We start from the raw sequence: 16,156 nt of genomic DNA, 5'->3' as shown, positions 1-16,156 counted from the left end.
TTTACCTATTCACCTCCGATCATGATCCCGCAATGCGGTCAGCTGACCGTGCGCGGCCGCTCCATGCGGTCGACGCCCGGCACATGCAGGGTAGCCCACTCCGGCTGGTAATGCTCCACCTTTCCGACAACGACGGTCATGTCGTCATGAATTTGATTTTGCTGGTAACGAATCACTTTCTCAAGCAGACAGTCGGCAATATGCTGCGGGTCGTTACTTTCGATCTCCTGCAGCATCCGCTTCATCCACAATTCCTTGTTCACGGCGTACCCCGGCGCATCATAAATGCCGTCCGTCATCATGATAACAATGTCCCCTGCTTGCAGCTTCAAGGTGACCAGGTCCACCTCAATATCCTGAATAATGCCGATCGGCAGGTTGCTGGCCGAGACGGGGATCACTTCATTGCCCCGTTTGATAAAGCTTGGGGCGGAGCCAATTTTCATAAACGTCGTTTCCGCTGTATATTGATCAATCAACGCCATATCCACTGTCGCATAAATCTCCTCCGGGGATCTCAGCATGAGAATGGAATTCACCGATTTGATCGCCAGTTTCTCATCCATGCCCGACTGCAGCAGCTGCTCCAAAATGTTCAGCGCGGTGCTGCTCTCCAGCCTTGCCCGCTCTCCGTTGCCCATTCCGTCGCTCAGCGCCACGGCGAAAGTGCCGTTGCCCAGCTCGACCGTACTGAAGCTGTCGCCTGACAGCAGATCTCCTCCTTTGGCGGCCCCGGCCACCCCCGTCGTAATTTCAAACGTTTTGGCCGACCCGAACATGACGGTCGCAAGCCCGTCTTTGGTGCTGCTGAACGTTTCATTCAGCACGGCCACATGCTCGTCCAATATATCGGACAGCAGCGGCGCAATAATTTTACGGCATTCATCGTACCCCCTTGTATACGCATGCACGATTTCGATTTCCACATGTCCGGGATCCAGACTGATGATTTCGATCCCTTGGATCGACAGTCCCAGCTTCTCCAACGCGTCCCGAATTTGCTCCTCCTGCCGGTACATCGCTTGTCCTTCCCGCTGAATTTCCTTAGCCAGGTCCTCCATCACCTGGGATACGCCCGATAATTGCTCGGCGACCAATTGACGGCTGTCGTATATTTGCCGTTTCCACTGCATATCATGTTGGTAGAGATGATACTGCTGCTTCATGACATCCACAACGTCGCCGGTTTTGGCGCACATTCTCTTCCATTCCTCCGGAACGTCCTCAGCCGACATCTCCGGATTCTCCTCCACCGAAGTCATCACGTCGGTCATATATTTATAAGTTTGATAGAACTTCGCGTCCCAGCAATGGTTTTTCTTGAAGCAGTTCGCGCACGCCCCTTCCGTCACGGCATTCATAAAATGGTCCATTTCTTCGTTCCGCTTGCTCACCTCCTCCGTGCCGGACACCTGGCCGAAGCTCTGGGACAGCTGACGGAACACCTGCGAGAACTGGGTCACCCGCTCGGCTGTCAGATCCCTTACCCGCTTGGCGTACTCATGCTGCGATTTGCTGTGATCCGTCGTCCCCGGCACATACTTGGAGATCACCGCAATCATCGCTTTCGGGGTCAGCAGAAACAGTCCGATGGCGATACAGGTTTCCCAGGTGGACTGCATGACGTCGCCCGGACCGCTGAAATAGATAGACAGGATGGAAGAGCCCAGCAGCATGCCGATGGATACGGCCCCCTTCCGCCCTTCCCGCAGCATGCCGGCGAGCATCCCGGAAAAAGCGAGCAGGCTCATCTGATAAATGGCCGATATATCCGCCAAGCTCAGAATCAACCCGGTTACGACGCCGACCGAAGCCCCGAGCGGCGCCCCGCCGACCAGCGCAAACACCAGGATCAGGTACCTGGAGAGGACATGCTCCACGGACAAATTATATATACTCCAACCTACCGCACCCGTCATGACGGAAGCAAGCAGGATAATCAGGCATAGAATTTCTTCATTTTTCAGCTGATAGTTCTTTTTCCTGTACGTAAACACCGGAATCGCCTGGATGAACACGAGCGTCAGCACAAAGCTGAGTACGGCGTCGACAGTGGTCATCATCAGGGAATACCATGTAAACGGCGGACCGATCAGCACCATGAAAATTTTGACGCAGAAGGCGGATACGAACACCATCAGCGGGGCGTAAGATAACTCGGCATGGTCAAAGGCGTTCAGCCCTTTATACATCAGGTGGAAGATGATGAGCTCGGCGGCGATGATCAGCGGTGCCGGAAACGGAGCAAACAGGGAGCCCAGGATTACAGCCATCCCCACCGGCAGGATGTAATCCCGCCGCATGAAGGCGATGACTGCAAAAAAGGCGACCGCGAACGGCGACAGCTCGTCCAGTATCATGGCTTTTCCGAGTAAGAAGCCCATAAAGGTCAGCAGCAGCATCCACTTCTTTGCTGCGAGGAACTGCATCGGCCGCTGCACGGCCGACATGTTCCGGATCCGTTCCGACCAGCTCATTCCGTCCACGACCGCTTCCCCCTTTGCCGATTTCATGACAGGCACGTCCATCACATTCCATTTTTCCATGAGCTTGGCACCACCATTTCATAGGATTTGTTGGTACCCATTATAGAACCGGTGAAACATGAAAGTTTGTCAGAACAGCGGACAAGCGCCCAAGAAATTTCCGACAAAAAAGCCTGCGTTCCCGAATGATCGGAAATCCGGGTCGACTGGTTGTCCCCCAACACTTCCAGCCCGTTTCCAGCGGGTTCGATCCGGGGTAATCTCCCGAATAAAATCACCGCTTCGGCTAGCGATTGCGACAGAGATAGCTGGAATGGCGTTGGATGCTGTCGGTAATTTCTTGCAGAACGACAAAATTACCGAATGCCGCCCTTGATGGGAAGAAGACTGCAGAACAGCGCCTGGCCCGCAGCAAAAACAAAAAAACCGCAGAAGGCTTGGCGCCCTCTACGGTTATCTGCTTCATACGGTTATCGTATGCTCTAATCTGTTAGTAAAAATTACATGCGTTTCGCGCCACGGCCTCCGCGCTTGGATTCCGTGTTCTTCTTGATCGACGATATGCGCTCCTCGCTGTCTTTTAGGAAACGAGACATTTTATCCTCGAATGAAGTCTTGTTGGCCGCAGGCTTAAACGGACGCCCACCACGTTCACGATTGTAACCTCCACCACCGCCACCGCCAAAACGGTCTCCGCCGCCTCCACCGGTACGTTCCGGTCTTGGTCCTCTTGGAGGCCGAGCTTCGGATGCCGGCTTATCAACAGCTTGTTTGATGGAAAGCCCGATCTTGCCGTCCTTATCGACATTGATCACCTTCACTGTCACAACATCATTGATCTTCAGGTGATCGTTGACATCCTTGACGTAATTATCGGCGATTTCCGAGATGTGAACGAGACCCGTGACACCTCCTGACAGATCCACAAATGCTCCAAAATGCGTTATGCCTGTCACCTTGCCTTCTAACTTGGTGCCCACTTCGATTGCCATAGAATAAAATGATCCTCCCTTAAAAATATACAACAAGATTTAATAAAACCTTGGCTGTGGTGATTTGATTATACATAAAGCGTAAACCCAGGTCAACTGAGTAATAACCCACTTCAGCGCCTATATTAAGGGCTGGTGGATTCCGCATGAATCGGAGTTTCCCCCGGCAAATACAGACCATATTTCTTCCTTGCCAACTGTCCGATATACTCCGGATCGTTCAGCCGTTTCACGTCCCGCTCGAGCTGTGCCTTCGTCTGTGTGGTCTGTGCCTCCAGCTTCAGCTTCTTCGACAGCTCGGAACTCTTGTCCGCAATTTGCGAATTCTGGTCAATAAAGGTATAACCTGCCCACCCCATAAACAGAATCATGAAAGTCAGCCATAAAAAAATCCGCCTCCGTGCGCCAGCATGATGACCGGCAGGCTGCTTGTCATTCTTTTGTGTAGTCTGCGGACGGGTTTGGGCTGGTGATGCAGCGTATTTTCCCATGAATGCCTCCTCTTTACAAATACGGAAATCGTTGCGTAACGGGCCGTTCCTAAGCCTTGTCTACTCCTTGGAGAACCATCGCTTCCACAGCTCTGCAGCTGCGGTGAGAAACTTCCTGAACCACTCGGGCATCTTCAGACGGGAGGTGATGGGGCGGAGCATCCATTGAAGCAGCTTCCAGAAAGGCGTGAGACAGCGCAGGATCACGTGGAGGAGAAACATCAGGAGGCTGCCGAGCATGACGGCAATCCACTTCAACAGTTTCAAGATCGCACGGATCGGAGCCCAGACGAGCGCCCGAAACAAACGCTTGACCACATCAATCACGTAACGTACTGTCCTTATTAACATTACCACAAAACGCTGGGTTGTAACACTCAAGATTAAAAAATATACCCATACCCCAATAAAGAGTCCCACAAATACATAAAACCGAAGCTGGCCGTAATTGCTGATATACAGCATCCGAAACACAAACAGGGCCGCAGCGCTCCAGTACAGCACGTCCAATACATGAAGGGTCCATTTCGGAAAGTGGAGCTGGCCCGACAGCACCCGGTAACTGTCATAGGCCACCCCCAACGCCGCTCCCGAGAACAGCATCCACAGCAGGGTAATCCATTGAATCTGTGGACTCATTTAAACAGCTTGCCGAGCATTCCTTTGTTTTTGCCGTGCGAACCGGGATCCAAATAAACCAGGGAATTCACGTGGCCCTCGATCGAGAGCAGGCCTTCTTCCAGGTTTAAATTTTTAATATGTAAATTCTGGCCTTTGATGGTCAGGTGCCCTAGCTCGGTTTGGAGCAGAAACTCCTCGCTGTCAAAACTCTCCACATTGTTTACCCCCGTCAGGTGCAGCTGCTTGCGATTCAGCATATGCAATTCATGCTGCTTGTTTTTCGCTTGCTCGATCATGGCATGTACCCCTCCTTCTTAACAATAGCTTATGGAGCGGTTTCGGGGTTTAGAACCAGCCCTGCCGGGTGAAACGGAGGAACTTTACGCATGAGCTGAACATCGTGCCAAGTTAAAAAGGCATCCCCCGATCGTGATCGGAAGATGCCTCTAATGTGCTGCTGTATATGCCTTCTGGAATGCCCGCTTACCAGTTCAGACCGTTATCTTTGGCGATCGGTTCTTCCTTGACCAAGGTGTACAGGCTGTTCGCCTCGTCCTTGCGGGTCGTTTCGGCAAGCCGCTCCACCTTCACGGTGACCAGCTTCTGGCCGAACTGGACGGTGATCTCATCGCCCACCTTGACCGTGCTGCTGGGCTTGGCTTCCCTGCCGTTAATGAGGACCCTTCCCTGATCGGAGACGTCCTTCGCAACGGTACGCCGCTTAATTAACCTTGATACCTTAAGGAATTTGTCGACGCGCATCTTATTTTACGGCTTCTTTAAGCTTGTTGCCCGCTTTGAAAGCAGGAACGTTGGATTCCGGAATTTCGATGGTTTTGCCGGTTTGCGGGTTGCGGCCTGTACGACCGGAACGCTTGCGGGTTTCAAAAGTGCCGAAGCCGATCAGCTGAACTTTTTCACCGCTTGCCAGAGCTTCCTCAATTTCACCCAGGAAACCGTTCAGAACGGACTCCACGTCTTTTTTAGTCAAACCGCTTTTCGTGGAAATGTTGTTGATCAGATCTGTCTTGTTCATAAATTATAATCCTCCCAATATACAAAGAAATAAGTATTGGCGCGGTAGAGGAGCTTAGCCCCAAATCATACCGCTTTTGGCGCGTTCTGTATGGTATTCTTGCTGTGCCGCCCGAATTCCTGCCTCAATCCGCCAATTTTTTATAATTTCCGAGGAAATCCCTGTAAAAAGAGCTGCTGGGTGTCATCTAACGGAAATTTTGCGCGAAATCGGAACCATGAAATACGAAAGTCATTCATTCCTGTTCGCTAAAAGGGCTTCACTTCGCAGGCATTGAAGGCGCCCTCCGTCCCTCCGGGGACCGGAGATTTCATATCATACCTCATTTTTGGCCCGTTGCCAAATTTCCTCCATCTCATCCAGGCTGGCTTCCTGCAGTGTTTTGCCTTCTGCGTGCAGCACATCCTCGATATAACGGAATCGGCTGACGAACTTGCGGTTCGTTCTCGACAGCGCTTCTTCCGGATCGGCATCCAGGAACCGGGCCGCGTTCGCCGCCGCAAACAGAAGGTCACCCAGCTCGCCTACCTGCTCGTCGACGCTCTGTCCCTCGGCCACGGCCTGCCGCAGCTCTCCGAGCTCCTCCTCGATCTTGTCGAATACGCCCTCGATGGAATCCCAGTCGAACCCGACCTTGGATGCCTTCTTCTGAAGCTTATAAGCCTTCATGAGCGCCGGCAGGTCTCTTGGAATCCCGTCCAGGGCGGACGCCTTCTCGGGCTCGATGCCTTTACGGCGTTTCTCCTCGGCCTTCATGGCATCCCAGTTCTGCAAGGCGGCTTCCGCATCCTTGGCCTTGTTCTCGCCGAACACATGCGGATGGCGGAAAATCAGCTTGTCATTCAACCCTTGAATGACGTCGAACACGCTGAAAGTGCCTTCCTCTTCCTCCATTTGCGAATGCAGCATGATCTGCAGCAGCAAATCGCCAAGCTCCTCCTGCATATGCTCAGGGTCATCGTCATCGATGGTCTCCAGCACCTCGTAGGTTTCCTCGATGAGATTTTTCCGGATCGACGCATGCGTCTGTTCCCGGTCCCACGGGCAGCCCTCCGGACTGCGGAGGATGCCGACGATCTCATGAAGCCGGGCGAAGGTCCGCTGGCGCAAACTCTCGTCGTCACTTCTAGGAACGTATACGAGCGAGAGGTTACCGTAACCAAGGGCACGGTCAAGCTCATACAGCGGAACCTGAAGCACCTGCTCCTCCCCTTCGACACCAAGCGCATGTCCGACAACGACCTGGTAATCGTCAGGATAGAGCTCCATGAGGCACAGCTTCACCTCAGAAGCGGTAAACTCGTCGTATACCTGCCCGATTACGGTGTGCAGCTGGGGCTGCAGCATGCTGCTGCGAATGCCGGTGGAATCGAGAAGCTGAAAGCCTTCGATCGGATCAAAACCGAGTCGGATAAAGGCTTCGTCGAGAAAGGATTCCCCGCCCAAAATTTCAAGGGAGATCCCCTTCTGCGGGCAGTGCTCCCTCAGGAGCTGAACGGTGGACTCCGCCACCATCGGATGCCCGGGCACCGCATAGACGATCACGCTCTGTTCATCGCCGGCCGAAGCCAGCTCCAGCAGCCGGTCTGCGATGGAGGCGTACACCTCCGGAAACGAATCATGCGCTTCGTAGATGTGGTCAAACGAACTGACTTCGAGCTTCAGCTCCTCCAGCATCGACATGACCGGATGCTCTTTCGTTCTGACGTAGATTTGTGATGCCTGCTGCAATGTCTTCACAATACCCATCGTCAGCCGATCCGGGTTGCCCGAACCGAGACCGACAACCTTCAGTACTGCGCTCATATGTCATTCCTCCGCTCTATTTCCCATTCTTCCGGGAATGGGGCATAAATATACTATATCACGGTTTCTTTTTTAAAAGAAAACCAGAAGCGCAAGAGAGTCCCCGCATGGCCCGGCCCTTTACTGAAGCTAGTTCAGCGGATCCATTAATCCACCGACTTCTATCATTCTCCCTCTATGACGGCCAAAAATAGAAGATTCCCCTGTCCCCTGCGGTTATTACCGCAGCAGCCGAACCCGCTTCAGTAAGGCGGTCAGCGGACGCCCGATCTTCGGCAGCATCGCAAGCTCCTCTTCGGTAAGGAGCTTGGCCAGCACGGCGCCGGCGAGGAACACGGCGCCCCCGGCCGCGGCACCGGCAACACTTGCCGCGGCGGCCACGAGGCGGGCGGGCAGCCCGAGCGCGGACAGCACCGCGTCCGCCGCGAGCGCCGCAGCGCCCGCCACCACGGCCATGCCGGCCAGCATCAGCGCCGGCTTGGCCAAGGCGGCACCGGCGCGAATGCGCAGGCCGGTGCTGCGGGCCAGCAGCGCGATGTTGAGCGCTGCCGCCAGGAAGTGCGCGGCCACGCCGGCGATGGCCGCGCCGGTAATGCCCAGCTGCGGAACCAGCAGCAGGTTCAGCAGCGTCTTCGCCGCTGCCGCGGCCAGCAGGTGCACGGCCGGCGCACGCACGATGCCGACGCCCTGCAGGAGCGCGGCTGAAATGATGCTGAGCGCGCTGCCGACGGCGGTGAAGGCGATCCAGCGCATGACGTCGCTGCCCGCGGTGTCCTGGTACAGCGCAATATTCAGGGGATCGGCCAGAATGGCAATCCCCACCGATGCGGCGAGGCCCAGCAGCCAGAACCAGCGCAGGGACAGCCGGGTACGCTCGCTCACCAGCTCGCGGTCGCCTCTCGCCTTGGCCTCCGCCAAAGCGGGGATGAACAGCACTGACAACGATGTAGCCAGCATCGTCACCAGCTGGACGATAGGGATGCCGCGGTTGTAGATGCCGAACTGGATCATCGCCCCCGCCTCGCCGGTGCCCCCGGCTTTGAGCAGCCGCGGTACGGTAAAGCTGTCCACCATGCCGATCAAAGGCACGGCCAGTGAACCCAGGCAGACGGGAATCGCGTACAGCAGGATCCGCTTCAGCAGGCTCCAGCTGCTCTCCCGCCCGGCTTGACGCGGCTGACCCGTCCGAACGGTAGACTCCTTGTGCGCCGACACGGCAGCGCCTTCTGCGCCGGCAGAGCCACACCGATTCCGCCGGAACCTGCGCCAATAGCCGAGCATGACGATGAAGCCGGCAGCTCCGCCAGCGGCCGACCCCAGCAGCGCCCCTGCTGCGATGGTCTCCGGCTTCGCCCCGATCCCCGTCAGGTAAATCAGCAGCCCGATCATGACGGCGACCCGCGCACACTGCTCCATGATCTGCGAAACGGCGGTGGGCATCATGTTTTGATATCCCTGAAAAAAGCCGCGCATCCCGGTCATCACCGGCACAAACAACAGCGCTAAGGACGCCGTCCGCACCGCCGGCACGACGCTGGAATTGTCGATCCAGGTCCCGATAAGCGGAGCGCAGGTGTACACGGCGGCCCCCAGGACGATGCCCAGCAGCGCCAGCAGCACCGAGGACAGCCTCATCACCCGGAGTCCTTCCCCCGTCCCCCCGACGGCTTCGTCCTCTGCGACGAATTTCGAGATCGCGGCGGGCAGGCCCGCGAGTGCGATCGTCATCATTAATGAATAGAGCGGATATACCGTGTTATAGATGCCGAACACCGCATCCCCACCCATGTTTTGCAGCGGAATTTTCTGCAGCGTGCCGATCAGTTTCGACAGCACCATAGCCATGCTTAAAATCAAAGCCCCCTGCAGCATCTTCGATGCCGCACCTGTCTGTTTCATCCTCTTCCCTACTTTTTGCCCGGATTCAACCTCGGTCAATTGGCGTTGCTTCCGTTTTTTTGATACGAATACACCTATTATACCTGAGGAGCGCGGACACAAAAAACTCCCGCCTTCATTCCCGGATCATCCGTGAATATGAAGGGGGAGCTTCGGGTGCTCGAGGAAGAGCCGTACCGGGCTGCCGGATTACTGCTCCATTTGCTTGCCAAGAAAAGCAGCGGCTGTCTCGGACATTTTGACTTCCAGCTGCGACATCTTGGTCGCTTCGTCCTTGCTCAGCAGGATCACTGAACCAATTGGATCTCCGCCGGAAATGATCGGCGCGGCCACAAAGGAGGACAGATTCTCCTGATGGTCCTTGCTGATTTCGTAGCTGCCTTGGTTTGTTTCCAGCAGCGTCTTGCGGCTGTCCATGCAGTTCTCGATCAGGGATCCGATCGGTTTCTCCAAGTATTCCTTCTTGGAGCCGCCTGCAACGGCGATAAAAGTATCGCGGTCGGAAATGATGGTCGTATGTCCAGTGCCTTCATACAGCGACTCCGCATATTCCTTGGCGAAATCGCCCAGCTCGCCGATCGGGGAGTATTTCTTCAGAATAACTTCACCATCACGGTCTACAAAAATTTCAAGCGGATCTCCTTCACGGATACGCAGTGTACGTCTGATTTCTTTAGGGATGACCACTCTGCCCAGGTCATCGATACGGCGGACTATTCCAGTAGCTTTCATTAACATGTTGCCCCGCTTTCTAGAGAAGATTTTTCAACTACTGTTCTTATGGGAAGAGGTGAGTCCCAGGAATATAAGTTGTGATATCTGCCCATAGTATTCATCCATTCCCAATTCCTTATACATGATGTTGGAACTATTAGTTGCGGTTGTTCTGCACATTTTATCCAGCTCATTGCCGCAAAAAAAGACGCGGGTCTGGCCCGCGCCTTCCTTCCCGCACACGATTCAATGCGGAATATGGATTATTTGCCCGATCCCTCGCCGGGCTCGGTTACCTTTTCTTCAAAAGTAGTCGTACCTTTATCGGTGGTTTTGGCATCTCCGCTGCTGCTGCCTGTCGTGCCTGTACCGGTGCCGTCTCCGCTTCCGGATGTACCGGAAGTAGAGCCCCCGGAAGGAGTGCCTTTCGTGCCGCTGCCGGACGTTCCCGTTCCGGTTGTTCCCGTGCCGCTCTTGGACGTATCCGCCGTTTTCGGCAGATCAATCTTCTTGATGATCTTCGTCAGATCATTCTGCATAAACTGATCGATCTTCGATGCGCCCAGATTGCTCCGGATCATTTCTTTCTGATCGTTCGTCAGCTTGTCATAAGGCGTGTCCTTGCGGGAATCGACCTTGATAATGCTGTATCCGAGATTGGACTCGACGGGAGCACTGATTTTGTTCAGCGGAAGGGTCAGCACCTGCTCCTTGAACTCCTGCACGCTCCACTGTCCAACGGTAAAGTCTTTGTAGACGCCGCCATTGTCCTTGGAGGAGGAATCATCCGAGTACTTTTTGGCCAGCTCGGCAAAATCTCCCCCTTTGTCCAGCTGCGATTTGACGTCTTTGGCAATCTTCAGCGCATCTTCCTTGGTGCGCTCCTTGTTATTCGAATCGGTTAGCCCGATCAAAATATGATGCACCGTGGCCACCATGAAATCCTGCTTGTTGGCCTCATACTGCTTCTTGATGTCGTCTTCGGTCACTTTGGCGTTCATGTCCTCCATAACCGTCATAACCTGCACCAAATATTGCTTGAGCTCGTCCTCTTTGAGCTTCTGGTCGCCCAGAAGCTGCTTGAACTGGTCATCGCCCACCTGTTTCTTCATTTGGTCAATTTGCTGGCCGGCCTTTTTCTCGCCTTCCTTCTTGGCATCGTCCGTAGCCTTGCCGCTCAAATATTTAAAAGCAATTTTTTGCTTCACCAAATAATCCTGGAAATCGGCCATGTCCATAAATTGGGCATATTCCGGAGACATAAACGTCATGATTTTTTTCTGTGTCTCAAATTCATTCTCCGTAATCTCTCCGCCTTCATAGGTTGCCACCGGTTTACTGGCATCCTTCTCTTTATCGGAGCCGCCTTTCTCGCAGGCTGCCAGCACGGAAAGGGTCAGTACGCACACCAAAGTCAGCAGAATTCCTCTCCATGCTTTTTTCTTATTGAACAACATCCTGAAGTTCCTCCTTCGATTTGAACAGCTCACGGATCGCTTCCAAGAATTGTTCCAGCAGATCGAGCAGCTGCTTGTCATCAAGCCCCTTGCCTTTGATTCGGATCGTCATTTGAGCATCCTGCTCAAATTGTACACGTCTCTCGAAGCGATTGCCAACCTGTGCAAGCTTCGCGGTGCTGACGGCCTTTTCCTGCCCCTCGTAAAATTTGAGGATCAGATCATCCCCACGGCGGTTGATGGAGTCGATGCCGTACATCTTGCCGTATACCTTCAGCCGGGCGACGGTCAGCAGGTTCGTTACCGCCTCAGGCAGTTCCCCAAAGCGGTCCAGCAGCTCATCCTCCAGCTCTTTCCCGTCGTCGAACGAAGAAACTGCCGCCACTTTCTTATAAATTTCAATTTTTTGAATGCTGTCATAAATGTACTCGGACGGCAAATACGCATCGATGCCGATATCGAGCGCGGTATTCCATGTCTTCTCCGGTTCGACCTTTTCTCCGAGAACGGACACCTTCCGCTTCTGGATTTCCTCGGCAAGCATTTGCGAATACAGGTCGAAACCGACGGAGGCAATAAACCCGTGCTGCTCCGCACCAAGCAGGTTCCCCGCTCCGCGGATCGCCAGGTCGCGCATCGCGATTTTGAAGCCGGAGCCGAGCTCCGTAAACTCCTTGATCGACTGCAGGCGTTTCTCCGCCACCTCGGTCAGCACCTTATCCCGCTGGTACGTAAAATACGCGTACGCAATCCGGTTGGAGCGTCCGACACGGCCGCGCAGCTGATAGAGCTGGGACAGGCCCATTTTGTCAGCATCATGCACAATAAGCGTATTCACGTTCGGAATATCGACACCTGTCTCGATAATGCTCGTGCTGACAAGGACGTCGTATTCCCCGTCCAGAAAGTCGAGAATCGTCTTCTCCAGCTCCGTCTCCGACATTTGCCCGTGGCCCACTCCAACCTTGGCCTCCGGCACCAGCGCCGAAATTTGGGCGGCCATTTCATGAATGCCTTGAACGCGGTTGTACAGATAATACACCTGACCGCCGCGGGCCAGCTCCCGTTCGATGGCCTCCCGCACCAGCGTCTGGCTGTATTCCACGACATACGTCTGCACAGGGAAGCGGTTTTCCGGTGGCGTCTCGATGACAGACAGATCCCGGACTCCCAGCATGGACATATGCAGCGTCCGCGGAATCGGCGTCGCCGTCAGGGTCAGCACGTCGACATTCGTCTTCAGACGCTTCAGCTTCTCCTTATGCGTCACACCGAACCGCTGCTCCTCGTCCACAATCAGGAGGCCCAGATCCTTGAACACCAGATCCTGGGACAACAAGCGGTGCGTCCCGATCACGACGTCGACCGTCCCCTGGCGGATCCCCTTGATCGTTTCGTTCTGCTCTTTCCGGGAACGGAACCGGCTCAGCACCTGGATGTTCATCGGATATCCCGAGAACCGCTCCCGGAACGTCTCATAATGCTGCTGCGCCAGAATTGTCGTCGGCACAAGAACGGCCACCTGCTTGCCCTCCATGGCAGCCTTGAACGCGGCGCGGATCGCCACTTCGGTCTTACCGTAGCCTACGTCTCCGCACAGCAGCCGGTCCATCGGACGGTTCCGCTCCATATCCTTCTTGATCTCTTCGATCGCCCGCAGCTGATCGCGTGTCTCATCGTAAGGGAACATTTCTTCGAATTCCTGCTGCTCGGTCGTGTCCTTCTCAAAGCCGTATCCCGGCGTCGACTGCCGCTCGGCGTACAGCTTGATCAAATCGTCGGCGATGTCCTGTACCGAAGAGCGGACTTTATTTTTAACGCGTGTCCACTCGTTGCCGCCCAGCTTATAGATCTTCGGCTCCTTTTCCTCCGAACCGACGTATTTCTGAATGAGATCGATCTGTTCGATCGGCACGGACAGCTTGTCGCCGCCGGCATACAGGATATGCATATAATCCTTGTGGATGCCGTTGATTTCCAGCGTGCCGATACCCATATATTTACCGATGCCGTGGTTTTGATGGACGACATAATCGCCGACCTTCAGCTCGGTATAGCTCTTGATGCGCTCGGCGTTATCAATGTTTTTGCCCAGCTTGCGGATCTTCCGCTGCTTCTGGGAGAACATTTCGCCCTCGGTAATTACCGCCAGATGAATGGACGGCATCTCAAAGCCCGTCTGCAAATTACCCTGCAGCATGATCGGCTCCTCGATGTTATAATCCTGCAGCACCCGCCGCATCCGGTCGAGCCGTTCGTCGCTGCTGGCAAGCATCATCACCTGAACCCCGGATTTATGCCAACGGTCCATTTCCGCTTTCAGCACGTTCATCTGCCCATGGAAATCCTGCATCCCCCGGCTGATAAAGTTCAGGATGTTCTGAGGCTGGGTATGCGGAACCTGACGCAGGAAAATCGACATGAATATTGTCTGGAACGGACGCTGGTACAGGATCTCGTCGCCGTCAACGGACAAATGCAGCTGCGGCAGCGTCTTTCCGTTCTGCAGCAGATGCAAGTTCCACTCGGATTCGTCACGCTCCAGCTGTTTGGCTGTTTCAAGAAGGCGCGCCGGCTCGTCGAGAATGAGGACGGTGTCCTTGTGTAAATAGTCGTACAGCGTCTTGCGCTCCGGATAGAGCAGAGAGATATATTTATAGATTTCCGGAAAATAGACATGCTCGCGCAGCAGCTCCATCTCCCGTTTCATTTCTTCCGTTAGACGCAGCTTCGCCTGCCGGTCGGTCATCTTGCCAAGCTGCTCTTCCAGCAGTTGAGCGGTGGCTGCAGCTGCCTGCTCCAGCCTCTGGTGATCGGCGATGATCTCCTTGCATGGCGTAATAGTGACTTCCTTAACTTTATCGATTGACCGCTGATCGGACGGATCAAACGTGCGAATCGAATCGATTTCGTCGTCAAACAGCTCGACGCGGTAGGCCAATAGGGAGGTCATCGGGTAAAAGTCGATAATTCCTCCGCGTACGCTCATTTCGCCCTTGCCTTCGACCCGTTCTACCCGTTCGTATCCCATTTCGATCATTTGGGCCAGGAAAGCTTGGGCGTCCAGTGTGCCGCCATCCTGAATCACAATTTGGGCTTTGGCCATCACTTCCGGGGCAGGCAGAAACCGGCGAACACCCGAAAACGGTGCCACCACAATGCCCGAAAACCCCTGCGCGCACTTCATCAGCACATCAATACGCTGCGCAAGGGTTTCTGGACTGGATACCGCGGATTCGGCTGCCACCAGCTCATTGGCCGGATACAACAGCACACGGTCTGGTGAAAGCGCTTCCTGTAAATCCTCCGCGATTTTCTGGGCGGAAAACATGTTGTGAGTGACGACGAGCATCGGGCGTTTGATTTCTTCAAACAGTGCCGACAGCATAACCTGACGCGCAGACCCCGATAACCCGGAAACGAGCTGTTCCTTCATACCGGCCGATAACCCGGCGGTAATCGACTTCAAATCCGGATCTTTAGAGAAAGCTTCTATAAGTGCATGTAACAAAGGGGGCACCTCTCTTATGCTTACTTGTTATCTTTTGGATGGTAGATTGAATTTTACCATAAAATACCTGACTGCGGTGATTTTTCGCTGTGCTTCATTAAAATATATCTACCGGCAGCGGACCTCGCCTGGTCTTAGGAGACTGAACAAAAGGAATACCCAAAAGAAGCCTCAGCAGCACTGCCAAGGCCCTTCCATTCACGGTATCTGTCCGCATTCTTCGCGGTTCGCGCACAACATTATTGAAGCGGGTTTGCCAACAGGCTCAGCTCCGGATTGTTCTCCAGCGCTTCTCTGCAGTAATCGCAGATCACTTTGACCGTTACGTCGCCGCTTAAATCATACGCTATTATATCTCTACGTTCTGCCGGGGTCAAGGAATGGAACCCCAGCTGGGCGTCGGTAACCAGGGACGAATCTATTTTTCCGAGCGGCGTGCGGCAGTGCCGGCAAATATAATTTATTGCCATCTATATGCCTCCTGAAAGTCGTTTATACTTCAGTATGCCCGAAAAAACGTTCGTTTAGCCCCCGGTTCCTGCCCCCGAGATCAACCGTTAAACTTGGCCATCGTTTGTTCGAAGGTATGGTTCAGACTGAACTCTGCGGCGTCGCAGGCTTGCTCAATCATCGTCTTCAGCAGCTCGTTCTCCTTTTTCGGAAAATTCGAGAGCACATAGTCGACAATCGCGTATCCCGGCTCGGGCCGGGAAATCCCCATCCGGATCCGGTCGAACACTTGCGTCCCCGTATGCTGGATGATCGATTTGATGCCGTTGTGGCCTCCGGCGCTGCCCTGATACCGCAGGCGGATTTTGCCGGTTGCCGTATCCATGTCGTCATAAACGACGATCATGTCCTCGAGCTTTGCCTTGTAATAATCCATATAGGCCCGCACCGCTTCTCCGGACAGGTTCATGTACGTCATAGGCTTGATAAGAACGACCTTGTCGGTTCCGATAAAGCCCTCGCCGATCAGCGCCTTGCATTTGCTTGGCCCAAACTTAATACCATGCCGCTCCGCCAGCGCATCCAGCATCATAAAACCGACGTTGTGGCGCGTTTTTTCATAATTGGATCCCGGATTCCCGAGTCCTACAATCCATTTCATTGCGTTATTCGATCCTCCAAACCGGCTGCTGC

14 protein-coding genes are annotated in these 16,156 nt (G+C 54.3%); all 14 read right to left on the bottom strand.

Translation table 11 applies throughout. The features are described from left to right. Positions 1–38: 38 nt before the first annotated feature. The 14 genes from spoIIE to pth all read right to left on the bottom strand — a co-directional run bounded on the left by spoIIE (position 39) and on the right by pth (position 16,124). Positions 39–2,450 (bottom strand): stage II sporulation protein E, encoded by a 2,412-nt coding sequence (gene spoIIE, locus KI379_RS32800; RefSeq protein WP_373309647.1) that lies wholly within the window; start codon positions 2,448–2,450, stop codon positions 39–41. Between the two features lie 536 nt (positions 2,451–2,986). After that, positions 2,987–3,478 (bottom strand): S1 domain-containing RNA-binding protein, encoded by a 492-nt coding sequence (locus KI379_RS32795; protein ID WP_076176674.1) that lies wholly within the window; start codon positions 3,476–3,478, stop codon positions 2,987–2,989. A 125-nt stretch (positions 3,479–3,603) separates the two neighbouring features. After that, positions 3,604–3,969, bottom strand: coding sequence for an FtsB family cell division protein (locus KI379_RS32790; RefSeq protein WP_089549459.1), 366 nt, complete (start codon positions 3,967–3,969; stop codon positions 3,604–3,606). 60 nt (positions 3,970–4,029) lie between these two features. Next, positions 4,030–4,608: a spore cortex biosynthesis protein YabQ gene (gene yabQ, locus KI379_RS32785; RefSeq protein ID WP_076176672.1), complete on the bottom strand. Its 579-nt coding sequence runs from the start codon at positions 4,606–4,608 to the stop codon at positions 4,030–4,032. Then, complete coding sequence (gene yabP, locus KI379_RS32780; protein WP_076176671.1) at positions 4,605–4,886, bottom strand: sporulation protein YabP; 282 nt, start codon at positions 4,884–4,886, stop codon at positions 4,605–4,607. Before yabP ends, yabQ begins: the two co-directional genes overlap by 4 nt. A 187-nt stretch (positions 4,887–5,073) precedes the next feature. Further along, entirely contained in the window at positions 5,074–5,352 is a 279-nt protein-coding gene (locus KI379_RS32775; RefSeq protein ID WP_076176670.1) for an RNA-binding S4 domain-containing protein, read from the bottom strand. A gap of 1 nt (position 5,353) precedes the next feature. Beyond that, positions 5,354–5,626, bottom strand: coding sequence for an HU family DNA-binding protein (locus KI379_RS32770; RefSeq protein ID WP_076176669.1), 273 nt, complete (start codon positions 5,624–5,626; stop codon positions 5,354–5,356). 315 nt (positions 5,627–5,941) lie between these two features. Then, positions 5,942–7,432: a nucleoside triphosphate pyrophosphohydrolase gene (mazG, locus tag KI379_RS32765; RefSeq protein WP_212986137.1), complete on the bottom strand. Its 1,491-nt coding sequence runs from the start codon at positions 7,430–7,432 to the stop codon at positions 5,942–5,944. A gap of 219 nt (positions 7,433–7,651) precedes the next feature. Continuing rightward, positions 7,652–9,331 carry a putative polysaccharide biosynthesis protein gene (locus KI379_RS32760; protein WP_212986136.1) on the bottom strand — a complete coding sequence of 560 codons (1,680 nt, stop codon included), beginning with the start codon at positions 9,329–9,331 and terminating at the stop codon, positions 7,652–7,654. A 189-nt stretch (positions 9,332–9,520) separates the two neighbouring features. Further along, positions 9,521–10,063, bottom strand: a complete 543-nt coding sequence (spoVT, locus tag KI379_RS32755; protein WP_076176700.1) for a stage V sporulation protein T — start codon at positions 10,061–10,063, stop codon at positions 9,521–9,523. 245 nt (positions 10,064–10,308) lie between these two features. Beyond that, entirely contained in the window at positions 10,309–11,502 is a 1,194-nt protein-coding gene (locus KI379_RS32750; RefSeq protein WP_212986135.1) for a peptidylprolyl isomerase, read from the bottom strand. Continuing rightward, on the bottom strand, positions 11,489–15,013 hold the full coding sequence (gene mfd, locus KI379_RS32745) for a transcription-repair coupling factor (protein ID WP_076176665.1): 3,525 nt from the start codon (positions 15,011–15,013) through the stop codon (positions 11,489–11,491). Before mfd ends, KI379_RS32750 begins: the two co-directional genes overlap by 14 nt. Before the next feature lie 239 nt (positions 15,014–15,252). Next, positions 15,253–15,483 (bottom strand): anti-sigma-F factor Fin family protein, encoded by a 231-nt coding sequence (locus KI379_RS32740; protein ID WP_076176664.1) that lies wholly within the window; start codon positions 15,481–15,483, stop codon positions 15,253–15,255. 80 nt (positions 15,484–15,563) lie between these two features. Continuing rightward, complete coding sequence (gene pth, locus KI379_RS32735) at positions 15,564–16,124, bottom strand: aminoacyl-tRNA hydrolase (protein ID WP_076176663.1); 561 nt, start codon at positions 16,122–16,124, stop codon at positions 15,564–15,566. Between the last annotated feature and the right edge of the window lie 32 nt (positions 16,125–16,156).

It is taken from the genome of Paenibacillus cineris, assembly GCF_018333335.1.
Taxonomy (GTDB): Bacteria; Bacillota; Bacilli; order Paenibacillales; family Paenibacillaceae; genus Paenibacillus_AQ; species Paenibacillus_AQ favisporus.
Note: the sequence above shows the minus strand (reverse complement) of the source record. Positions and strands in the feature narration are given on the sequence as shown.